This window comes from Ruegeria sp. YTSA108 (assembly GCF_059610185.1).
Genome location: NZ_JBXWND010000004.1, coordinates 272,494 through 294,097 on the forward strand (window position 1 = coordinate 272,494; position 21,604 = coordinate 294,097).

Here is a 21,604-nt window from a genome sequence, read left to right on the forward strand (position 1 = left end):
TGTTGGAAAGGGTTATTTCCGCATGGAAACACCCTGATGGAACAAATGAACCTTGTCAGGATTCGCAGAGACCATCACGGTCTTGCCCCGCATATTCTTCTGAACGCCCGGAAGCTTGGCAATAAGGGCATCCGTCCCATCCTCGACCGCGAAATATAATAACGTCACCTCACCCAGGGCTTCGGTAAAGTCCACGACTCCTTCGAGAATTGGATCGCCGTCAACAGACACAAAATCTTCGGGTCGCACGCCAATCTTCACCTGCTTGCCTTCGTCATCGGCCTCGGTTGCAATCGCCGAAACGGCCTTTCCGCCACCGTCCAGTTTTACGACAGTCTGCGCACCAGTTTGAGTGATCACTCCGGGCAGCAGGTTCATTGCTGGTGAACCGATGAATTGCGCGACAAACTCATTGTCGGGCGTCTCATATAGTTCCAGCGGCGTCCCAACCTGAGCGATCCCCTTGTTGGCCAGCACGACGATCCGACTGGCCAATGTCATCGCTTCGACCTGATCATGGGTGACATAGATCATCGTGCTGTCCGGCATCGCCTCTTTCAGGCGAGCGATTTCGATCCGGGTGGCGACACGCAGCGCCGCGTCCAGGTTCGAAAGCGGTTCGTCGAACAGGTAAACCTTGGGGTCGCGAACAATGGCGCGCCCGATTGCGACACGCTGACGCTGACCACCGGATAGCGCTTTGGGCAACCGGTCCAGATAAGGTTCAAGCTGTAGGATGCGGGCCGCCCGATCGACCGCGGCGCCAACTTCAGCCGCCGGCATTTTGGCTATCTTCAGCGCAAAGGCCATGTTTTCGCGAACGGTCATATGCGGGTACAGCGCATAGCTTTGGAACACCATCGCGATACCTCGCTGTGCTGGCGGCACATCGTTCATCACCTGCCCTTCAATCTCGAGCGTTCCGCCCGAGATCTTTTCCAACCCGGCGACCATGCGCAGCAAGGTGGATTTGCCACAGCCCGAAGGCCCGACGAAAACGATCAACTCGCCCCGCTCAATCTCAAGATTGATGTTCTTCAGAACATCCACATTGCCATAGGTTTTGGCTACATCTGTGAGGTTTAGCTCTGACATGGTTTATTCCTTCTCCCTCAACAGCAGGCAGAATTGTGCAGCACCCAGAGACACTGTCCCCGTTCCCGCGACGCCACCCAGCTCTTCTCCGATCACGCGCCAGTTCCAGCCTGGCAAGATTACTTCGGAACGTTCGGTACCGAGGTTAAATGCGCAGAACACCTCTTCCGCTTGATCTTCACGCGTGAAGGTCAAAACGGTCCCGATCTGCGTCATGTTCTTTTGCGCCCCCAACATCAAAGCCGGATGGGCATGGCGGAATGCAATCGCACGACGATAGTGGTGAAGCATGGACTTGGGCTCAGCCTCTGATCGATCCACGGCACGCTCGGCCTGAGGGTCACTGACAGGCAACCAAGGCTTGCCGGTGCTAAAGCCCGATTGTTCATCCTGCGCAGCCCAAACCATCGGCGTCCGGCATCCGTCGCGGCCCTTGAACTCAGGCCAGAATTCGACGCCATACGGGTCTTGCAGATCGTCAAAGGCCACGTCCGCCTCGGGCAGGCCCAACTCTTCGCCTTGATACAAGCAGGCCGAGCCGCGCATGCACATCATCAAAACTGCATGCTGTCTGGCGGCTGCATCGTCCAGACGCCAGCGCGACGCGTGACGTTCCACGTCATGGTTCGAAAATGCCCAGCAAGGCCAGGCATCACCTGCTTTGTCCTCGAGCTGATCAAATACCTGCTGTGCATAGCTGGCAGTCAAAGCGCGCTTTTCAAGGAACTCAAACGCATAGCACATGTGCATGCGCTTATTACCGCTGGTGTATTCGCCCATTATCTCAAGCCCGCGCTGTGCGTCGCCCACCTCGCCCAGACAGGCGCGACCTTCATATTGATCGGTCAGGGCCCGCAGGCGTTCCAGAAAGGCAATGTTCTCGGGCTGGCTTTTGGAGAACAGGTGGTCCTGATGGTTATACGGGTTTACCATCGGCGCGATTGAGGCATTGCGCTGATCGACGGGCAGGGCAGGATTATCTCGCAACTGTTCGTCGTGGAAATAGAAGTTGATTGTATCCAGACGAAACCCATCGACACCCAGATCAAGCCAGAACCTGGCAACATCCAGCAAGGCGTCTTGCACATCCGGACAGTGAAAGTTCAGATCCGGCTGCGAGGTGAGGAAGTTGTGCAAATAATACTGCAAACGTCGCGAGTCCCACTGCCAGGCCGAGCCCCCGAAAATCGACAACCAGTTGTTCGGCGGCGTACCGTCCGGTTTTGGATCGGCCCAGACATACCAATCGGATTTGGCGTTTTCACGGCTGGCGCGGCTTTCGCTGAACCAAGGGTGCTGGTCTGACGTGTGCGACAGAACCAGATCAATCATCACCTTCAACCCCTGGGCATGGGCGTGATCCAGCAGGTCCCGAAAATCCTCCATCGTGCCGAACATCGGATCAACATCGCGATAGTCGCTGACGTCATATCCGAAATCCTTCATCGGAGATTTGAAGAAGGGCGAAATCCAGATCGCATCAACGCCCAGAGAGGCAATGTACCCCAATCGCTGGGTGATGCCTTTCAGGTCTCCGATCCCGTCACCATTGCTGTCCTGAAAGCTGCGCGGATAGATCTGATAGATGACGCCACCACGCCACCAGTCAGCGGCCACCTTGGTTGCATTGGAAAGTTCTGCTGTGTTCTGCACGTTCATCAGACGCCTCTATTTGACCGACCCGGCCAGCAGACCACGGACCAGGTATTTTTGCATTGCGAAGAAAACAGCCAACGGCACAGCGATCGAGACGAACGCCGCCGTGGCAAGGATTTCCCAGTTTCCACCCCGCGTTCCAAGCAGCTCGACAATCCGGTTTGTCATCACTGTGGTCTGGCCGGACGCATCGATTAGGAACACTTTGGCAACCAACAGATCATTCCAAGTCCAGAGAAATTGGAAGATGGCAAAAGACGCCAATGCCGGAAAGCTGAGTGGCAGGATCAGTTTGGTAAAGATCTGGAACTCGGTCGCGCCGTCTACACGTGCGTTTTCGATCAGATCGCGCGGCAGCCCGGCCATGTAGTTGCGCAACAGGTAGATGGCCAATGGCATCCCGAACCCGGTATGGGCCATCCAGACGCCCAGATAGCCTTTCTCAATTCCGATGCTCAGGTGAAATTTCAGCAGTGGGATCAGTGCCAGTTGCAGCGGCACCACCAACAGGCCAACAACCGCGGCGATTAACAGTGCCCGACCTGGGAAATCCATCCAAGCCAGCGCATAAGCGGCAAAGGCGGCTACTAGGATCGGAATGATCGTCGCCGGTATCGTGACCGTCAGCGTGTTGAAAAACGCCCGCCCCATACTGTCAGTGCTGTCTTCAGCAAGCAGGACCTTGTGGTAATTGGCCAGGGTGAACTCGGGAGGCAGTTCCGCCGTCACAAAGACGCGCGTGCCGCGACTGCCGGTGAATTCTTCGGTGTTTTCCATCCGGTATTTGCCGTCGGCATCCACCGTGATCGTGCCACCCTTGCGCAGCTCTGCCGTGTCACCGGGTACAAAATCATCAATCGCCCGGGAACTGGTGCCCCATTTTGAGATCGCCGCCTGTGTGCCCACCTCGAACAGGTTGCCTTCGATCACGTAAACGCCATTCTCCAGCACCTGAGTTTCAGGTGCTGCAGCGCGCAGGGTCAGGTTCTGCTCGGATGGGAACAACGACCGCCACCAGCCGCTTGTGGCAATCTGGTCGGCAGTACGAAAGGATGAGATCAACAGCCCCAGCGTCGGCACCACCCAGAGCACGACCAGAAAAAGAACCGAGGCATGGACAGCCCAGCGAAGGGCGGGTTTGGTTCCTGCTATTTCGCTCATGGCCTACTCCATCTCTTTGCGCGCATTGCGCACATTCCAGACAAGGATCGGTGCCACCAGCAGCATGATCACCATGGCCGAAGCCGAGCCCACGCCCCAGTCATTGGTGCGGAACAGCTTGTCATACATGTAATTGGCCAGAACCTGCGTTTCCCACTGGCCGTTTGTCATGGCAAACACGATGTCAAATACCTTGAGCACAGTGATGGTGATCGTGGTCCAGACCACCAGGATGGTGGTCTTGATCTGCGGCACCTTGATACGGAAGAAAATCTGGAACGGATTGGCCCCATCCAGAATGGCAGCTTCGATGGTTTCCTCGGGAATGCCGCGCAGGGCGGCTGACAGGATGACCATGGCAAAACCAGTCTGAATCCAGACCAGCACAACCATAAGAAAAAAGCTGTTCCAGAAGGGAATGGTCAACCATGTCTGCGGCTCGACCCCTCCGAAAAAGATGTAAAGCGCGTTCAGCATCCCGATCTGGTCCTGCTCAACCGGACGGGTGTCATAGACCAGCTTCCAGATCACCGAGGCCCCCACGAACGAGATGGCCATCGGCATGAAAATCAGAGACTTGGCGATGTTGCCCCAGCGGATGCGGTCGGTCAGCTGAGCCACCAATAGGCCAAACGCTGTCGACATTGCAGGCACCACGATCAGCCATAACATGTTGTTGCGCATGGCTTCCCAAAACTTGGGCTCCTTGGCCATCTGGATATAGTTGTCCAGCCCGACCCATTTGTAGCCGCCGCCCGGGACACGATCAGTCAGTGACAGGCGTAGGGTTTCGACAACCGGATAGGCCAGATACAAGCCCAAAGCAGCCAGCGCTGGGAACAGAAACAACCAAGGCCGGATCATGTTCGCGCGGTTGATATTCCGGCCAGCATTCGGCCCCCGAGGCGGGAACAGAACTTTGTCCAGAAACTGATTGGATAGATAGAAGTAGCCCACGCAACCTGACACGCCGATGGCGATGGTCAGCAGGCCTTGAAATGCCGGGTGCATGCCGCTCTCCCTTGCGACGATAGGTTCGGGCAACCCGGCAGAGCGGGTTGCCCAATCTCAGACGCTTTAGTCCAGCGCGTCCCACGAGGATTGGATTTCGTCGGCGACGTCCTGGGCAGGTGTTCCGCCCGTATAGTCGACCATACCAGTCCAGAAGGTGCCTGCACCCACGCCGCCCGGCATCAGGTCGGAACCGTCAAACCGGAAGGTGGTGGCCCCCAGAAGAATGTCGTTCATCTTCTTCAGCGTTGGGTCTGAGAAGACCGAGGTATCGACGCCTTTGTGCGGCGTCAGGAACCCGGTCAGAGCCATCCAGGCTTCATGCGCCTCGGGTGTCTCCAGGTATTTCATCAGCGCATGCGCGCCCGGGCTGTCATTGGTGATTGCCCAAACTGTTCCGGCCCCAAGGACCGGGCTGCCGAGATCCTTGCCTTCATAGGCCGGGAAATAGAAGAAATCGGCATCCTCGCCCACAACCGTGCCTTCAGGGAAGAAGGCCGGAATGAACGAAGCCTGACGGTGCATGTCGCATTGCGGAGGCGAGCTGAACATGCCCTTCGGGCTGTCACGGAAGTCAGTCGTTGCAACCGCGCCGGCTCCGCCGGCCACGTAATCATCGTTGCGCGCAAACGCTCCGAATTCTTCAATCGCGGCGACAACCTTAGGATCGTTAAATTTCAATTTGTTGGCGACCCAGGCGTCATAATCTTCGGGCGGCAACGTGCGCAGCATCATGTCTTCAACCCAGTCAGTCGCTGGCCAACCTGTCGCTCCGCCGGAACCCAGCCCGATGCACCATGGCGTTTCGCCATCTGCAACGATCTGATCGGACAGCGCCTTGAGCTCTTCCATCGTGGTCGGAATCTCATAACCGGCATCTTCGAAGTTTTCCGGCACGAACCAAACCAGCGACTTCACGTCGACCTTGTAGAAGAAGCCATATAGGTGATCCTGCCCGTCCGGACCTTGGTAGGTTCCCAGATCCACCCAGGACTGACCAGCCGCATAGTTGTCGCGAATCCAATCCGCGGTTCCTTCACTCAGGGGAGTCAGGAAACCTGCTTTGGCCATATCTGACGCCAGACCGGGCTGAGGGAACACTGCTACGTTGGGCGCCGATCCGGCTTCGGCATCAATTCTGATTTGCTGCTCAAAGCTGTCCGAGCCGACATAGCTGTACTCATGCCCGGTCGCCGCCGCGAACCCATCCAGAACCTTTTCAACATTCTCTTGGTCCGGCCCCAGCCACGGGCCGAATACGGTAACCTTGTCGGCCTGTGCGACGCCCCCGACCAGGGTAAATGCGGCAACGCCAGCATAAAGCGAGTGTTTCATGAATTTCTCCTCCCAACGATATCTCGCGCCTTAGGTTTCAAATTTCCAAAGCGCTTTGGCTGGAGTGAGTTTATGCGCTAACAGCCTCCACCTGTCAACGATTGCTTTGCGAAGGCCCATAAATATAAATATCAAACGAGATGTTCGTAAAATCTGTTGACCACCGGAGAAAATGCCCGCAAAAACAGTAATACGCAGTAATTTGTAGGCGCTTTGAACAAATATGAACCTAAAGCAGCTCTCTGAAATCCTTGGTTTGTCCCAAACAACCGTCAGCCGTGCGCTGAACGGATACCCTGAGGTCAGCGAAGCCACGCGCACAAGGGTTCAGACCGCCGCAACAAAACACGGGTACCGCCCGAACAGCCGGGCCAAGGGTCTGGCGACAGGTCGATCACACGTGATCGGGCACGTGATTCCCAGCTCATCCCAGCATGAAATGGTGAACCCAATCTTTGGCGATTTTGTCGCCGGGGCTGCTCGTAGATATGCCGAACACGGCTATGACATGATGTTCACCAGCGCCGACGACACATCTATTGAACGCGCTTATCGCGACCTGTTTCAGCGTGGTGCCGTGGACGGTGTCGTTCTGCAGGGCCCCAAGGTGAACGAGCAGCGGATTGAAGTCCTCAATCGCATGGGCGCGCCCTTCATTGTGCACGGACGATCCACTGGAATTGACGCGCCCTATGACTGGGTTGATGTGAACAACAAAAGCTCGTTCATGCGCGCCACCCAGTTTCTGATTGACCTGGGGCATCGACGGATCGCCCTTATCAACGGACTTGAAGATATGGATTTCGCCCAACGCCGCCGGGCCGGTTACCTGCAGGCCCTGAATCAAGCCGGTCTGTCACCGGACCCTGAATTGATGCGCAGCGCCGAGATGACAGAGGTATATGGCCACCACGAAGCGCGCGATATGGCTCAACTTAAGAACCCTCCGACCGCCATCCTGGTTTCGTCGATGATTTCGGCCATCGGAGTTCGGCGGGCATTGAACGAAGCAGGGCTGCAGATGGGCCGCGATGTTTCGGTGATCGCCCATGATGACGACCTGTCCTATCTGAAAAACGGGCAGGATGTACCGATCTTCACCGCCACGCGATCCTCGGTTCGGTTGGCCGGTGAAATAGCTGCCGAAATGCTGATCGAACGAATAAATGCGCCCGAAGACCCGGCCAAAACTAGATTGCTGGAGGCTGAGCTGGTAGTTGGCGGCTCGACCGGCCCCGCCCCCAACAGGTTCTGAATATGATATACAACCGCACTGATTTCCCCAAAGATTTCCTCTTTGGCGTCGCAACTTCGGCCTATCAGATCGAAGGCCACGCACAGGGAGGGGCCGGGCAAACCCATTGGGATACCTTTGCCAGGACCCCCGGCAATGTTGTGCGAAATGAAAACGGGGATCTGGCCTGTGACCACCTGAACCGGTTCCCGCAGGATCTGGATCTGGTGCGCGATGGCGGCTTTGATTGCTACCGGTTTTCGACCAGCTGGGCGCGGGTGCTGCCCGAAGGCCGCGGTCAGGTGAATGAGGCCGGGCTGGATTACTATGATCGGCTGGCCGATGCGCTGCTGGAACGCGGTATCCGCCCCTGCGCCACGCTTTACCATTGGGAGCTGCCCTCGCCGCTGTCCGATCTGGGCGGCTGGCGCAATCGCGATATCGCCGGGTGGTTCGCCGATTTCACCGAGGTCATCATGGGCCGCATCGGCGATCGGATGTACAGCGTCGCCCCCATAAATGAGCCGTGGTGCGTCAGCTGGCTGAGCCATTTCGAAGGCCATCACGCCCCGGGTCTGCGCGACATCCGTGCAACCGCCCGCGCAATGCACCACGTCCTTCTGGCCCATGGCAGCGCCATCGACGCGATGCGGGGCCTTGGCATGTCCAACCTGGGCGCGGTTTTCAACCTGGAATGGGCCGAACCCGCAGATGACAGCCCCGAAGCGCGCCGCGCGGCTGATCTGTATGACGGCATCTACAACCGGTTCTTTCTGGGCGGCGTTTTCAACAAGGCCTATCCAGACAACGTTCTGGAGGGGTTAGAGCCCTACCTGCCCGCTGGCTGGCAGGATGATTTCGACATCATCGGTACGCCGGTCGATTGGTGTGGTCTGAACTACTATACCCGCAAGTTGATTGCGCCTTCGGAGACCACCTGGCCCAGTCTGCAGGAAATCGCCGGCCCGCTGCCCAAAACTCAGATGGGGTGGGAGATCGAACCCGCCGCCCTGACCCGGTTTCTGACCCGCACCAAGCAGGATTACACCGGGGACCTACCGATTCTGGTGACGGAAAATGGCATGGCCAGCCCCGAACGGCAGCAGGATAGCGACCGGATCGACTATCTGAACCAACATCTATCGGCGGTACAGGACGCCTTGGCACAGGGCGTGCCGATCAAGGGTTACTTCATCTGGTCCCTGCTGGACAACTACGAATGGGCGCTGGGATATGAGAAGCGGTTCGGCCTTGTGGACGTGGACTTTCAGACGATGGAGCGCACACCCAAGGCGTCCTATACCGCAGTACAAAACGCCCTGACGGGAAGCACAGTGTCCTTACCGCTGGCGCAACCGGCTGGGGCCATGCACGACCATTGGAACCTCGTGGCCGATATCGGCGGCACCAATACGCGGCTTGGCGTTATCACCAATGGTGAACTGACGGACCTGCGCAAATACCCCACCGGCAAACTGCCCGAATTGCTTGAGGCCTTTCATAGCCTGCGCGACGAGATCGGAACCGACCCACGGGCCGTGGTTGCCGCCGGGGCAGGACCTGTCCGCAACGGTACAATCAGGCTGACCAACGCCCAACTTGATCTGTCAGAGGATGATATCGCCCGGGCAACGGGCGCCCGACATACCTTTGTGATCAACGACTTCACTGCCGCTGCGTGGTCTGTTGCCGAAATTTCCCATGACAATGTTGAAGTCTTGCAAGGGGTCAAGCATCCGCCGACCGGCACTCGTCTGGTCGTCGGGCCTGGAACCGGGCTAGGTGTCGGATCGCTGCTATATTCGAATGGCCGCTATCACACGGTGTCCGGCGAAGGCGGCCATATCGGCCTCTCGCCCCGAAGTCAGGACGAGGTCGAAATATTCAACGCCGCGCGGCTGGTGGCCCCCGAGTGTTTTTTTGACGACACCCTGACACTTGAGGCGGAAATGTTTCTCAGCGGTACGGGTTTGCCGATCCTCTATCAGGCCATCGAACTGGCAGGGGGTCGGGCAAAGGCCGAGCCCCGAACCGCGCGCGATATCCTTCAGGATGCACGCGACGGAACCGATGCCCATGCCGTCAAGGCCGCGCATATGTTCACCACACATCTAGGCGCGGTCATGGGCGATCTGGCGGTCGTCATGATGCCTGCCGGTGGCGTGTTCCTTGTGGGCGGCGTGGCCGAAAAGAACCGCTGGCTGTTCAAGGACGCCTTCCGAGACGCCTTTAATGCCGGAGGCCGGTTCAGCGAGTTGCGCCGATCCATGAACCTGTATGTCTCGGAACAGGATGAATTTGGCATTGTTGGCGCTAACAATTTCTGTAAAAATGCGCTAAGGCGGTAGTCTGACCGCACGTTTCAGAAACAGAAAGGTCCCGGCATGATCCTATGCTGTGGTGAAGCCCTGATCGATATGATCGAGACGCCCACGATCTCGGGCGAACTGGGGTTTGTGCCCCATTCTGGCGGTGCGATTTTCAACACGGCTATTGCCCTGGGTCGATTGGATACGCCGGTGGGTCTACTGACCGGGCTTTCCTCTGACATGTTCGGGCAACAGCTTATGGCCGCCCTCAAGGCCAGCCATGTTGACTCCGACCGGGTAATCCACTCGGACCGCCCGACTACATTGGCATTTGTACAGCTCAAGGATGGGCAGGCAGCCTACAGTTTCGTCGATGAAAACTCGGCCGGACGGATGTTGACGCCAGAGGATATGCCAACCCATCTGCCCTCGGTCTCGGCGCTGTATCTGGGCGGGATCAGTCTGGCATGCGAGCCTTGCGCAGATGCCTATGCGGCGGTGCTTGACCGCTTTGGATCAGAGCGCGCCGTCATGTTGGACCCAAACATTCGCCCGGATTTCATCCGGGATCAGACCCGGTATCGCACCCGGCTGAACCGCATGATTGCGCAAGCGGATATCGTCAAGGTCTCGGACGAAGATCTGAACTGGATCATTCCGGGCCCAGAAAGCCTTGCTGAGAAAGTTCCGCTGTTGCTGCAGGCAGGACCTTCAGTGGTGATCGTCACCCGGGGCAGCGAAGGCGCGATCGGGTATCTGGCGGACGGGTCCGACGTTTCTGTTCCCGTAAAAAAGGTCGAGGTCGTCGACACCGTTGGCGCCGGTGACACTTTCAACGCAGGCGTCTTGTCCGCCCTAGATCAATCAGGCCACTTAACAAAATCCGAATTGCGCACATTGCCAGCAAACGCCCTGCGCGTAGCCCTTTCGAAAGGGGCGGAAGTCGCCGCTGTAACTGTCGCGCGCGCCGGGGCAAACCCGCCCTGGGCCCATGAACTCTGACCCAACGAAGAAGCCGATGAAACGTTCCGAAATCAACGAAATCAAATCCGAGGCCGAGGCCTTTATCCGTTCCTTTGGCGCGGTGCTGCCGCCCTTTGCGGATTGGTCGCCCGAGAAAATGCGCAGCGAACAGGCCGCCGGTATCCGTGAACGCGGGCTTGGGTGGGACATAACCGACTATGGCCAGGGTCGGTTTGACGAACTTGGCCTGTTCCTGTTCACCCTACGCAATGGCGATGTCAGCGATCTGAACAAGGGGCAAGGCATGCTCTATGCCGAGAAACTGCTGGTGTCGCGAGACAAGCAGCTTTCGCCGATGCACCGGCACATCGTTAAAGCCGAGGATATCATCAACCGGGGCGGTGGCGATCTGGTGATGGAAATCTACGCCTCAGACCCTCAGGGCGGCATTGACCGCGATACCCCTGTGACCGTGCCTAGCGACAACTGCCCTGTGACGCTTCGACCTGGCGAACTGCTGCGGCTAAAGCCCGGTCAAAGCGTGACCTTGATGCCGGGTATCTGGCACGCGTTCTGGGCGGAAAAAGGCGATTGTTTGATTGGCGAAGTGTCTACCGTCAATGACGACCGAACCGACAACGTCTTCGAACAGCCGATCCCTCGCTTTGCGACAATCGAGGAAGACGCCATCCCGGATTTCCTGCTGGTTGCGGATTATTGACATTGGCGCATAGGCGCGCTGGCACCGGCTTTGTACCCGATAAGCACCTTTTACTAAATCGGAAAATCAGTCTACCATGGGCGATACTGGCACGCTGATAGTGGTCCGCCGGGAAGGAGCCTGAGCAATGGTGACAAAAGCCGAGCTTGAAGCAGAGATCGCAGAGTTGCGACGGCAACTTGCCGAGCAGCCACCGGCAAAAAACGCTTCGCCAGATAAAGGAGCTGACGCCCCGCCGCACGAAACCATCGCCGACCGGCTTACAGATAACCTCGAATCCTGGTCCACACAGCTTGACGATATACTTGAGGAATTCGAAGATCTGCCGCACAGAAAATCAATTCTGTTTGCCGCTGGTATTTTTGCCCTAGGCTACATGCTTGGCCGGTCACGCTAGGAGACGCCCATGAGCCGCATATCCCGCAATGTCTCAGTCATTTTGCGCGCTGAACGCTTGATCGCACGCGCACAGCTTGCGATCACCGTGAAACGGGCCGGGTTTTACATAGCCGCCGGAGTGGCGGTGGGCCTGGCGATCATCATGCTGAATCTCGCCGGATTTTTCTGGCTTTCCGCGACCCTGTCGAAACCCGTTGCTGCGATACTTGTGGCGGGGACCAATCTGGTACTTGCTTTGGTTCTGGTTCTGCTCGCCAATTCGATAAACCAACACGGCGATGCCTCGGCCGCAGTCGAACTTCGGGATATGGCCCTGCAAGACATTGAATCCGAAATCAGGGAATCCCTGGCCGAGGTCCAAAACACCGTAGCCGGAATTCGCCGCGACCCGGTTGGCGTACTGGCGCCCGAAGCCATCACGGCCTTGCTGAGCATGCTGCTGAAATACGCCCGGCGCCGGAAAGAAACGCCGAACGAATAAGACCTACTCCAGAAAATTCACCGCAGCCTGCGCGATCACCATCTCCTCATTTGTGGGGATCGTCAGAATCCGGACACGGCTGAAATCCGTGGACAGAACTGTTCCACCATCGGCATTCCTGGCGTGATCCATTTCGATCCCGATCCATCGCATTCCATCACACACCATCTGCCGGATCTGGGCCGCGTTCTCACCAACGCCACCGGTGAAGACAAGCGCATCAATCCCCTCAAGTGCGGCGGACAGGGCGCCAAGCTCTCGCCGGATACGGAAGACGTAATAGTCGATTGCCTTTCGGGCTTCGGGCGTATCAGCGGCCAACAACGTGCGCATATCCGATGATATCCCCGACAGGCCCAGCAGGCCGGATTTTCTGTACAACATTTCGGCAATCTCTTCTGCGGTCATTCCGTCCTGCTGCAGCATATACAGCACGACACCTGGATCCAGCTGACCGCAGCGCGTGCCCATCGGCAACCCGTCAAGCGCCGAGAACCCCATGGTCGAAGCCACAGCGCGCCCACCTGAAACCGCACACATGGATGCCCCGTTTCCAAGATGGGCGATAACCACACGGCCATCATACAGACCCGGTGCCGTTTCTTTCAGCTTGTTCGAAATGTAGTCATAGCTCAGCCCATGGAACCCATAGCGGCGAACGCCTTTGTCATAGTAGCTTTTCGGCAAGGCAAAGGTGTCGTTTACCCACGGATGGGTGCGATGAAACGCCGTGTCAAAACAGGCAACCTGAGTTGTTCCGGGGAAGGCAGCGCTGGCTGCGCGAATACCCGAAAGACTGTAGGGCTGATGCAAAGGAGCAAAGGGAATAAACCCTTCTAAAGTGTTGATGACGGTGTCATCCACGCGCACAGGCTCGGAATAGACCGTTCCCCCATGCACTACGCGATGACCTATTGCGCACACATGAATGTCAGGAAGATATTCCCGCGCCATTTCAAGAAATGCGTGGATCGCTTCATCATGGCTTTTGGTGCTCGACAGGGGACGATCTACTGATCTGCCGCCTGCCGACTGGGCCAATAGGCGTGGTGCATCACCTAAACGTTCTATTTGTCCGCGCCACCGCATGCTGGGACGGTTGTCATCAACCAGTTCGTACAGCGCGAATTTCAGTGATGAGGACCCGGCGTTCAGTGCCAGAACATGGTCAGCCATGGAGTTTGCCTTTACTTGCATATGCATGAAGCGCCGCCACCGCGCAGGACGCCAGACGCGAGTCGTCATCATCCGAACGCGAGGTCAGGATAATCGGAGCAGCAGCCCCGACCACGATCCCTGCCGCCTCGGCATGAGAGATGAATGTCAGCTGTTTCGCCACCATATTGCCTGCTTCTATGTTTGGGGCGACAAGAATGTCCGCTGCACCAGCCACCTCGGACGTAATCCCTTTGGTGCGTGCCGCATTCAGATCGACCGCGTTGTCCATAGCCAAGGGGCCGTCAACCAACCCTCCTGTGATCTGACCCCGTTCGGCCATCTTCGACAGCAAGGCGGCATCAACTGACGACGCCATGCGCGGGTTGATCGTCTCAATGGCTGAAAGCACGCCTACCTTTGGGGTCTCAATCCCGATGGAATGTGCCAGATGGATCGCATTCTGAACAATATCAGCCTTGGTTTCGAGGTCAGGGGCAATATTCACGGCCGCGTCAGTGACCATGATCGGACGCGACATCCCCGGAACATCCATAACAAATATATGTGACAGCCTTCGCCCGGTTCTCAACCCGTTTTCGCGGCGCAGAACCGCGCGCAACAAGTCATCGGTGTGCAAATGCCCCTTCATCAGTGTTTGCGCCCTGCCCTCAACCACCAGGTCAACCGCGCGATGGGCGGCGGCTTGGTGGCCATAGGCCTCGATAATTTCAAATCCGGACAGATCGGCACCCAGTGCCTCGGCTGCGGCAGCGATCTTGCCGGGATCACCCACAAGGATCGGCGTGATAATGCTGTTGCTATACCCCAGCAAAGCACCCCCCAATGAGTTTGGCTCTTCAGGTGCAACAACAGCAGTTGGCATCGGGTCAAGGGGTCTGGCTTTCGCCAGTAACGCTTCGAAATGGCGGTGGCGTTGAACGATAAGTCCCGGCACCTCGATCGAATCGAATTCCATATGCTTTGCGGGCGGCGTGACTCGGACATCTCCGCTCAGGACCAGGGTGCTGTCGCCAACACGCCGAACCTCGGCGGTGCAGATAACATCACCATCGTCGGATTTTTCTGTAACCCGAACAACTGCGGTCAACTCATCTCCGGCCAGAACGATCGCGTGAAACCGTAGATTGGCCGCGCGGGTCTGGGTTCCCGCGCCCGGCAAAATATTCCCCAAGACAGCCGCCACCAGACCGGCGGGCCAAAGCGCAGGGGCCACCGCCTCGGGGTGTCCGTCGCCGTCACCGTCATAGGCCGCCAGATGCAGAGGATTGTGATCCCCCGATGCCGAGGCGAAGGCGTAAAGATCGTCAACCGTGCACAATCGTGTCAGCTGGGCTTCGTCTCCGACCTCGAGCTGTGAAAAGGTTCGGTTTTCCTGGATCTTCATTTTGGTCAGGCCTTTTTTCAGACGGTGCATCGGCATGCCTCGGAATTGGCGGCGGGTCGGAGCGGGGCATTCTCGGTCACTATTCGACCTGCGCCAAATCCTCCAGATCGGATGACGGATCCATACCTTCGCCAATAACACGTTCACCTACCTCTAGCCGATCCTCTGCTGACGGCAATAGGCCGGACAATGTTTCAGCAGCCCAATTTAAAATGATGGTTTGTTCGACAACAGCACTGCCCGGACCCTTCGAAGGAGTACTGCTCCTGAGGTGGCTTGCCATCCACACCGTCAACCAAGAATAGTTTTCACAAATTGCGAGTTAAACTTTTGATTTAAGAACCACTTTTGACATATATACGACCCGGCCAAACACTTTGCCGCCCTCAGACCTGTTCCCACTAGCCAGTAATGCGGGGGCAAAAATGGGACGGGCATTCACATCTGCACAGGCAAAAACCTGCGGAAGCTAGTATTCAATGCGGCAGACCGGGCATTTTGGTCTGATGGCCCTGTTTGGGCTACAGCGCCGCTGTCCAAACTCTGTAACGTCCCTGCCCTGTCACCTCGCGGATCAAGCCCCTCCGGCTGAAACGGTCAATGTTGCGCTGAACCGCAGCGCGTGAGGCTTTAGTCAGCTCTTCCGCCAATGGGGCCGAAACCATTGGCCAGGCCGTAAACACGTCGATCAGTCTTGGTGGTGTGCGCCCGCTCAACTCTGCAGTGGTCTCTCTGGCGCGCTGCTCCCAGGCGCTGACCCGGTCCAGGTGCAGCAAGGCGGACAATACCGCCTGCCCTGTTCCCCTGATCCAGGCAGCAAGCTTTTCTGATGGTTCACCAACACCTCTCAACGCACCCGGACCCGACAGAACCAAGGGCATGAACACAGCCCCGCCCCGCCCCATCTTGGCCGCATGACGGGCGGCAATGATTGCAGCCTCGGTATCCTGTCCGATGCCTTGAGACAGGGCCCGCCAGGCATGAAAACCGATGGCGGCCTGCGTCACCGGATGCAGCCCCTCGGAATTGCGCATGACTTCGGCAAGATCGGCGATGGCTTCGGGGACTTCGTCAATCCCCTGCGCAATACGATCTAAAAAGGCTGTCAGGCCGGTCTCCCACCCGCCATCCGATGGCGCGGCGCCGGATGTTAGCCGCCGTACGGCCCAACCCGCGCGGTACAGGGCCTGCACATCATCCCCGGTTGCACCAATCCGAAGCCCGGTCCAAAGCGCCAGCCGATCAACGCTGATCCGGTCTCCGGTCCACCATCCCAAATCGGATACATCCATCAGCGCCAGCCGGTGTGTCCACCCATCCGGACCGGCGCGCAAACGTTCGTCCAAGGCGCCGAAACTAACTGCCAGGTCGGCCAGTTCCAACGACAGATCTGCCTGCGCCGCACGCCAGTCCCTGGGATCAAACAAAAGACTGCGGTCGACCCTTGGACCGGGCGGCAGGAAATCCTCGACAGCCTCTTCGTCAGGTGGCAGGAACCACAGATCATCCTCATCAGCGTCGTCATCATCATAGATGCTGCGCGGGCCGAGGGGGTCCTCGTCCTCATCCGGATCGGGAATGACGGGTGTGGTGGTCATGTCCGCTATATTTCTGGTATTTCCGCAGGTTCACAAGGCGTTTTTGACGCGACCTCAGCTTGCAAAGGTCGCGGTCAGAATATCCAGCTTACTTTCCAGGTCAGTCTGATCGCTGTCACCAATCAACATATAGCCATAACCGTCTTTGGACCAGGTCGCCGTCGCCAACCCACTGAGCACTGCCTCTTTCAAATCCTTGCTTGGCGCGCCTTCACCCTGACGAATGACACAGAAGGCAAAAGGCTGGCCCTGTTCATTCGCAAAGACCACTTGAACCAACGGTTTGCCCCTGAAGGACAACACCTGCGCACGCTTCAATTCCATCCCCGGCAACGCCTCAAGAGTGTCACGTCTCAAGGACAGACCCAGCTGTGCCTCGGCCTGATCAAACTGAGTTGTCAACGCCTGTTCCGAGCTGTCCATCCCCGCGATCGTGTCCGCCGCATATAGTGATTGATAGATCGCCGCCTGCTCAGCCCACCCCATGGGCTGAGGCCTGGTTACCCAATATGTGGCCGACACAGAAATCACCGCAACAGATGCAGCTACTGCCAACAGGCGCAGAGGACCGCCACTGGTTTTTATCTCGGCATTTGGGTCAGGCAAAACCACCTGGGGCATCTCGGCCGGGACATGTTCAAACACCGCTTGCACCACCGGTGCGAATGGATCGAGCTCCATCAGGCGCGCCTCAAGCTCGGGTTCGGCCGCAACCGCAGCTTCTATCGCCTGAGCCTCGGCTTCATTCGCTTTGCCTTCCAGGTACGCTTTGAGAACTTCATCGGAAAACTTCATTTGCGACTCCGTCGAACGGCATCTGCCGCCTCATGCTGCATCACGACTTTCAGTTTTTGTCGCGCATTGGACAGCCTGCTCATGATCGTTCCTATTGGCACCTCCAGCAATGCTGCGGCCTCGCGGTAGCTATAGCCTTCGACATAGACCAGCATCACCGTTTCTCGCTGTGCTTCTGGCAACTGCATCACTTGGGTAAACACTTCGGCGGCGAATATATTCGTTTCCGAGTCCGGTCCGGATGCAATCAGCTCTGACTCTGGGGTCAACGACAGTGCCTGTGCTTTTCGGACCGAGCGTGCACGCAGCTCATTCAACCAGATTGAACGGCAGATCGTCATCAACCAACTGTCCAACCGCTCAAATGACGTGACCTGGTGGTGGCGTTCAAGCGCACGCAGGCAAGTAGCCTGCAACAGATCATCGGCCACATCGGAAGCACCCGACATGGCAAGCCCAAACCGCCAGACGCGCCTCGAATGCGTCTGGATCGCGCCGCGCACGGCCTGCTCGGAACTCAATTCACCGACCATAGTTTGCTTCACGACCTCTATCATTTTCACGAACCAGGTTCGCTGGGTCAGGCCTGACATACCCTGCGCGGGAAAGGAATGGAACTTATGTTGAAAAGGAAAGTACCATGCGGTCTTTGAAATTGCCCGTGATCTGATAGGAAATCCGCAGGCTCTGATCGAAACATCCTCACTAGGAACGGAGTCTACATCCAGACAGCCGGATCAAAGAGATGGGTTTAGGTCGCGAAGATACACGTACATAACAAGTTCGACATGCAGGCTTCGGTCGATTTGATGCTTGCGATCAAGGACACGATGAAACCCCTCGTCGATCAGGGCATGTCCATGGATGAAGTCCTGGCGCAAAATCCGTTATCCGTCTTTGAGAAGTTCGCCTGGTTTCACATTCCAACCGAGCGGATGACGATGATTATCTATTGTCTGCTGGCAGAGAGCTGAAATTCTCTTGGCCGAAATCACCTCCTAGAATTTGGCCGTCGAGAATAAGGGCACAATGCGAGGCAGTTAACTGCCTCGCTCAAAACCCCACACAGCCCGCAAAAGGCGCGCTTCACAGATGATAATGGACCCGCAAGATCAGCGGAATTCGCTAGCCTGTGCCAGTTGAGGCAACGGTAGCGCAGCGAGTGTTAACCAGCCTTCTGGAGATACAAGTGTAGGGGATTTCTTCCAGGTTGCAGAGAAAGGCACCTGGCGAAGAAACGGAACAGATATTTCCTGCAATAGGTTCGAAGTCCGCTCGGAAATGTACGGTGCTTTTTACACAGATAACCGCGTAGTTCTTTGGGTCTAGTCCGATATGAGTAAAATGTGCGCGATCAAGACATTGGTTCCGTATACTTGTGACAACAAGGTCAATACTTGCCTCGTGCCCAACCAAACGTAGGGCAGCTGTCTCGCCCAGCGTAGCTATCCCACCGCCATACATTTTTCCGGTATAGCGACAAAGGCCATCACCCAAAGCCAGAACTTCAAACTCTGCTTTGACTGGAACGTGCCCAGCCAAGTTGGACTTTGCACCGACCGCAAGTTTTACCCGTGCACCTTCTCCGGCCTCATGGGCTTGTTTTGCACTTTCAGGGTCATGGAACAGACCCATTAAGACACTCTTTGTCCCGCCCTCAATCAGTGCTGCCAGCAGGCCAGTAGTATCTGATGTCCCGCCCGCACCAGCGTTGTCCTGGACATCTGCGACAACAATGGGTTTTCCCCGCCTCTCGCGACATATCGAAACCGTTTCCTCTAGAGACAACATTGAACAATCAAGATCGGCTTCGCGAGATACGAACAAACGCACGACTTCTTCCGCGGCAGCAGCAGCTTTCTGGGCTGTGGCCGCGTAGGCAAGACATGATGGGCCTGTGTCTGAGAAGTCCGCAGCGGTGAAGCCAAGGGCGATTTCTGCCAGAATTTCCTGCTTCTCAAATCTTTTCGGCAATTGATAGATCTCGCTGAATGGCTTGGAGCCCGTATGTTGCGCATGCAGAGGGATGAGGTAAGGCACCGGTTGGAAAGCCTTGTAGAGCGTTTCGCCCGCTAGCAACCGCTGCAGGACAGGAACGCATCGTGCGCCCGTTTCCGCCATATCCAAGTGGGGATAGGTTCTAAAAACAGACAAATAGTCTGCATTGTCGACCATCTCAGCCGAGATGTTGGCGTGAAGGTCCAAACTTGCGACCACTGGCACTTCGAAGCCCACAACTTCACGTACACGACGCAGAAGCTCTCCCTCACCGTCAGCGAGGCTTTCGGTGACCATTGCCCCATGGAGATCGAGATAAACGCCATCAATGTCACCCACATCCCGGATGCGATCCAACAACATCTCGCAAATTGTTTCGAATGCGTGATCGGTTACATGTGCAGACGGCTCGGCAGAACACCACAGGGTTGGTGCGACTTCAAATCCTGCTGCCGCTGCAGCCTTCGCAAAACCGGCGATAGGTAGGTTCATGCCAAACGTTTCCGATATCACCTGCGCACCGTGCAACATGCTGGGCCAGGAATCGGCCATCTCAAACTCGTGCAGACCGGCCTGCGTCACACCAAAGCAATTAGTTTCATGCTGAAAACCCGCGATCGCAATACGCTTGGTCGCCATCAAGTGTGCTCGATTTCTTGTTCGGCATGGGGCGCAGCAAAAACACTTTGGCCATTGCGGATCGTTTCAAGCACCCGCGTATCTGTCAGGCGGTCCGGATCGTGCAGTGGATTACGCGAAAGGACAACAAAGTCAGCAACTTTGCCCGGTTCGACAGAACCGCGCTGCTCGTCCTTGAAGACTTGCCAAGCAGCGTCGATGGTCTGAGCGCGCAAGGCTGACAGAACGCTGATCTTCTGATCTTCACCGAGCACGCGGCCAGAAACGGATTTTCGATTTACCGCACAGTGGGCCAGATGAATCGGACGCGTCGGGGTGACCGAGGCATCATTGTGGATTGTATATCGCAAGCCAAACCGTTCAGCAGACGCCGCAGGGGATATCCGCTCGGAGCGCTGCGGCCCCAAGAACGTATCGTAGTGGCGATCACCCCAAAAATGTATATGAGCCGGAAAAAAGCTGACGGTAAGTCCAAGCTGGACCATACGCTCCAACTGATCATCCCGCAGAGCCTGACCGTGGATAATGGTGTGGCGATGATCTGGGCGGGGATGCGCAATAAGCGCCTTTTCCACCGCATCTATGAACATCTCGGCACCGGCATCACCATTGCAGTGGCAATGCATTTGCAAGCCCTTGCTATGGAGTTTTCTGACGTCGGCATCTAGCTGTTCTTGTGAGGTGTAAACCATCCCACAAGGGTGACAGGGATCGGATGGCTTGAAATACGGGGTAGACAAAAACGCGGTCTGCAACTGAAAAGCCCCGTCCGTGAACAATTTGCGCGGACCCAGTGTGAAATGCGGGTTGCCGGGCCAGTTCGTACCGATCCAATGCTCGGACAATTCGGGTTCCAGACTTCCGACAGGTAAGAGCTCAATGTCTATTCCAGGATCCAGATCCGCGGGCTGGCTGGCAAAGTGTTCCAACATGGTTTGCGACGCCCAGGCGTTTTGGGCATAGGTCACACCATAGGATAGGTATTCGTCACGACAGGCCTCAAAGCCTTGCCAGAACCTTTCGCGGTCGATCAGGAAATCAGTATCGCCCATCTCGCCCATGGCCGATAATCCTTCGATCAATCCCGTCAGGGCTCCGGTTTCAGGATCACGGCCAAAGCGGCCGCCTTCTGGATCAGGTGTTTGACGGGTTAACCCGCGCCTGTGAAGGGCAACAGAATTGGCTACGCCACAGTGCCCCGACGCATGAATAACCCAGATTGGATGACGCTGTGATACATCGTCCAGCTCAGCCCGCGTAGGCATGCGGCCTTCGCGAATGGCAGTATTATCAAATAACACGCCCATGACCCATTCACCCTCGGGCGTCTCGCCAGCCTTTTCCCGAATCCTGTTCAACGCCTGCGCCATGTGCTTGCAGTCCCCTAAAGGAGGCGAAGATAAGTCGACACGGAACAGCCGTATGAACCCTGGATCCGGGAAATGCCCGTGCGGGTCGATAAACGCCGGCATCAGTGTACGACCCTGAAGGTTATACTCATGTGAGTCAGCCGGCATGCGTGCGCGCAGATCTGCTTCAGCACCGACGGCCTGAATTCTTTTGCCCTCGGTCAGAACGGCCTCGGGAGAGGAGTTCTGTGCATCCATAGTCAGGATTGTGCCGTTAAAATATAGTGTGCTTGGCAT

General features: G+C 56.9%; 19 protein-coding genes and 1 pseudogene. 8 read left to right on the top strand and 12 right to left on the bottom strand.

The annotated features are described in order from the left end of the window. Positions 1-12: 12 nt before the first annotated feature. The 5 genes from AC2FHW_RS08470 to AC2FHW_RS08490 all read right to left on the bottom strand — a co-directional run bounded on the left by AC2FHW_RS08470 (position 13) and on the right by AC2FHW_RS08490 (position 6,258). Entirely contained in the window at positions 13-1,095 is a 1,083-nt protein-coding gene (locus tag AC2FHW_RS08470; RefSeq protein WP_142636133.1) for an ABC transporter ATP-binding protein, read from the bottom strand. Positions 1,096-1,098: 3 nt separating this feature from the next. Then, positions 1,099-2,754 carry an alpha-amylase family glycosyl hydrolase gene (locus tag AC2FHW_RS08475; RefSeq protein ID WP_142636131.1) on the bottom strand — a complete coding sequence of 552 codons (1,656 nt, stop codon included), beginning with the start codon at positions 2,752-2,754 and terminating at the stop codon, positions 1,099-1,101. Positions 2,755-2,763: 9 nt separating this feature from the next. Then, entirely contained in the window at positions 2,764-3,912 is a 1,149-nt protein-coding gene (locus tag AC2FHW_RS08480; protein ID WP_271948732.1) for a carbohydrate ABC transporter permease, read from the bottom strand. A gap of 3 nt (positions 3,913-3,915) precedes the next feature. Next, positions 3,916-4,923, bottom strand: a complete 1,008-nt coding sequence (locus AC2FHW_RS08485; protein ID WP_142636127.1) for a carbohydrate ABC transporter permease — start codon at positions 4,921-4,923, stop codon at positions 3,916-3,918. 66 nt (positions 4,924-4,989) lie between these two features. Next, positions 4,990-6,258: an ABC transporter substrate-binding protein gene (locus AC2FHW_RS08490; RefSeq protein WP_496821774.1), complete on the bottom strand. Its 1,269-nt coding sequence runs from the start codon at positions 6,256-6,258 to the stop codon at positions 4,990-4,992. Between the two features lie 223 nt (positions 6,259-6,481). Between AC2FHW_RS08490 and AC2FHW_RS08495 the strand changes: the two genes are divergently transcribed. From AC2FHW_RS08495 to AC2FHW_RS08525, 7 genes and pseudogenes are all read left to right on the top strand, one after another. Continuing rightward, positions 6,482-7,513, top strand: coding sequence for a LacI family DNA-binding transcriptional regulator (locus AC2FHW_RS08495; protein ID WP_496701951.1), 1,032 nt, complete (start codon positions 6,482-6,484; stop codon positions 7,511-7,513). A gap of 2 nt (positions 7,514-7,515) precedes the next feature. Further along, positions 7,516-8,820: pseudogene (locus AC2FHW_RS08500) on the top strand (GH1 family beta-glucosidase); the annotation flags it as partial. 39 nt (positions 8,821-8,859) lie between these two features. Continuing rightward, a complete protein-coding gene (locus AC2FHW_RS08505) occupies positions 8,860-9,840 on the top strand; it encodes a glucokinase (RefSeq protein WP_496728832.1) in 981 nt (326 codons plus the stop codon). A 36-nt stretch (positions 9,841-9,876) separates the two neighbouring features. Then, positions 9,877-10,803 (top strand): carbohydrate kinase family protein, encoded by a 927-nt coding sequence (locus AC2FHW_RS08510; RefSeq protein WP_142636120.1) that lies wholly within the window; start codon positions 9,877-9,879, stop codon positions 10,801-10,803. Positions 10,804-10,819: 16 nt separating this feature from the next. After that, positions 10,820-11,485: a D-lyxose/D-mannose family sugar isomerase gene (locus AC2FHW_RS08515; RefSeq protein ID WP_496821776.1), complete on the top strand. Its 666-nt coding sequence runs from the start codon at positions 10,820-10,822 to the stop codon at positions 11,483-11,485. Positions 11,486-11,612: 127 nt separating this feature from the next. Continuing rightward, on the top strand, positions 11,613-11,882 hold the full coding sequence (locus tag AC2FHW_RS08520) for a hypothetical protein (protein ID WP_496786396.1): 270 nt from the start codon (positions 11,613-11,615) through the stop codon (positions 11,880-11,882). 9 nt (positions 11,883-11,891) lie between these two features. Then, positions 11,892-12,365: a hypothetical protein gene (locus tag AC2FHW_RS08525; RefSeq protein ID WP_496697123.1), complete on the top strand. Its 474-nt coding sequence runs from the start codon at positions 11,892-11,894 to the stop codon at positions 12,363-12,365. Between the two features lie 3 nt (positions 12,366-12,368). On the opposite strand, the gene AC2FHW_RS08530 is transcribed toward AC2FHW_RS08525, so the two are convergent. From AC2FHW_RS08530 to AC2FHW_RS08550, 5 genes are all read right to left on the bottom strand, one after another. Further along, complete coding sequence (locus AC2FHW_RS08530; RefSeq protein WP_496701960.1) at positions 12,369-13,541, bottom strand: acetate/propionate family kinase; 1,173 nt, start codon at positions 13,539-13,541, stop codon at positions 12,369-12,371. Next, entirely contained in the window at positions 13,534-14,958 is a 1,425-nt protein-coding gene (locus AC2FHW_RS08535) for a bifunctional enoyl-CoA hydratase/phosphate acetyltransferase (protein ID WP_496703111.1), read from the bottom strand. Before AC2FHW_RS08535 ends, AC2FHW_RS08530 begins: the two co-directional genes overlap by 8 nt. Before the next feature lie 491 nt (positions 14,959-15,449). After that, positions 15,450-16,526 (bottom strand): helix-turn-helix domain-containing protein, encoded by a 1,077-nt coding sequence (locus AC2FHW_RS08540; RefSeq protein ID WP_142636109.1) that lies wholly within the window; start codon positions 16,524-16,526, stop codon positions 15,450-15,452. A gap of 54 nt (positions 16,527-16,580) precedes the next feature. Then, on the bottom strand, positions 16,581-17,321 hold the full coding sequence (locus AC2FHW_RS08545; RefSeq protein ID WP_282027170.1) for a hypothetical protein: 741 nt from the start codon (positions 17,319-17,321) through the stop codon (positions 16,581-16,583). Then, a complete protein-coding gene (locus tag AC2FHW_RS08550) occupies positions 17,318-17,914 on the bottom strand; it encodes an RNA polymerase sigma factor (RefSeq protein ID WP_496677248.1) in 597 nt (198 codons plus the stop codon). The genes AC2FHW_RS08545 and AC2FHW_RS08550 overlap by 4 nt, the downstream gene beginning before the upstream one ends. Positions 17,915-18,151: 237 nt before the next feature. Between AC2FHW_RS08550 and AC2FHW_RS08555 the strand changes: the two genes are divergently transcribed. Next, positions 18,152-18,295 (top strand): hypothetical protein, encoded by a 144-nt coding sequence (locus AC2FHW_RS08555; protein ID WP_496693718.1) that lies wholly within the window; start codon positions 18,152-18,154, stop codon positions 18,293-18,295. Positions 18,296-18,446: 151 nt separating this feature from the next. On the opposite strand, the gene AC2FHW_RS08560 is transcribed toward AC2FHW_RS08555, so the two are convergent. Further along, positions 18,447-19,958: a M81 family metallopeptidase gene (locus AC2FHW_RS08560; protein ID WP_496821780.1), complete on the bottom strand. Its 1,512-nt coding sequence runs from the start codon at positions 19,956-19,958 to the stop codon at positions 18,447-18,449. Then, complete coding sequence (locus tag AC2FHW_RS08565; RefSeq protein WP_496677256.1) at positions 19,958-21,604, bottom strand: amidohydrolase; 1,647 nt, start codon at positions 21,602-21,604, stop codon at positions 19,958-19,960. Before AC2FHW_RS08565 ends, AC2FHW_RS08560 begins: the two co-directional genes overlap by 1 nt.

Coding starts and splice junctions, on each gene's coding strand:
- AC2FHW_RS08510 (WP_142636120.1), top strand. CDS start 9,877: ATGATCCTATGCTGTGGTGAAGCCCTGATCGATATGATCGAGACGCCC.
- AC2FHW_RS08485 (WP_142636127.1), bottom strand. CDS start 4,923: ATGCACCCGGCATTTCAAGGCCTGCTGACCATCGCCATCGGCGTGTCA.
- AC2FHW_RS08490 (WP_496821774.1), bottom strand. CDS start 6,258: ATGAAACACTCGCTTTATGCTGGCGTTGCCGCATTTACCCTGGTCGGG.
- AC2FHW_RS08515 (WP_496821776.1), top strand. CDS start 10,820: ATGAAACGTTCCGAAATCAACGAAATCAAATCCGAGGCCGAGGCCTTT.
- AC2FHW_RS08525 (WP_496697123.1), top strand. CDS start 11,892: ATGAGCCGCATATCCCGCAATGTCTCAGTCATTTTGCGCGCTGAACGC.
- AC2FHW_RS08520 (WP_496786396.1), top strand. CDS start 11,613: ATGGTGACAAAAGCCGAGCTTGAAGCAGAGATCGCAGAGTTGCGACGG.
- AC2FHW_RS08470 (WP_142636133.1), bottom strand. CDS start 1,095: ATGTCAGAGCTAAACCTCACAGATGTAGCCAAAACCTATGGCAATGTG.
- AC2FHW_RS08550 (WP_496677248.1), bottom strand. CDS start 17,914: ATGTCAGGCCTGACCCAGCGAACCTGGTTCGTGAAAATGATAGAGGTC.
- AC2FHW_RS08555 (WP_496693718.1), top strand. CDS start 18,152: ATGAAACCCCTCGTCGATCAGGGCATGTCCATGGATGAAGTCCTGGCG.
- AC2FHW_RS08530 (WP_496701960.1), bottom strand. CDS start 13,541: ATGGCTGACCATGTTCTGGCACTGAACGCCGGGTCCTCATCACTGAAA.
- AC2FHW_RS08560 (WP_496821780.1), bottom strand. CDS start 19,958: ATGGCGACCAAGCGTATTGCGATCGCGGGTTTTCAGCATGAAACTAAT.
- AC2FHW_RS08540 (WP_142636109.1), bottom strand. CDS start 16,526: ATGACCACCACACCCGTCATTCCCGATCCGGATGAGGACGAGGACCCC.
- AC2FHW_RS08475 (WP_142636131.1), bottom strand. CDS start 2,754: ATGAACGTGCAGAACACAGCAGAACTTTCCAATGCAACCAAGGTGGCC.
- AC2FHW_RS08545 (WP_282027170.1), bottom strand. CDS start 17,321: ATGAAGTTTTCCGATGAAGTTCTCAAAGCGTACCTGGAAGGCAAAGCG.
- AC2FHW_RS08495 (WP_496701951.1), top strand. CDS start 6,482: ATGAACCTAAAGCAGCTCTCTGAAATCCTTGGTTTGTCCCAAACAACC.
- AC2FHW_RS08535 (WP_496703111.1), bottom strand. CDS start 14,958: ATGCACCGTCTGAAAAAAGGCCTGACCAAAATGAAGATCCAGGAAAAC.
- AC2FHW_RS08505 (WP_496728832.1), top strand. CDS start 8,860: ATGCACGACCATTGGAACCTCGTGGCCGATATCGGCGGCACCAATACG.
- AC2FHW_RS08565 (WP_496677256.1), bottom strand. CDS start 21,604: ATGCCAAGCACACTATATTTTAACGGCACAATCCTGACTATGGATGCA.
- AC2FHW_RS08480 (WP_271948732.1), bottom strand. CDS start 3,912: ATGAGCGAAATAGCAGGAACCAAACCCGCCCTTCGCTGGGCTGTCCAT.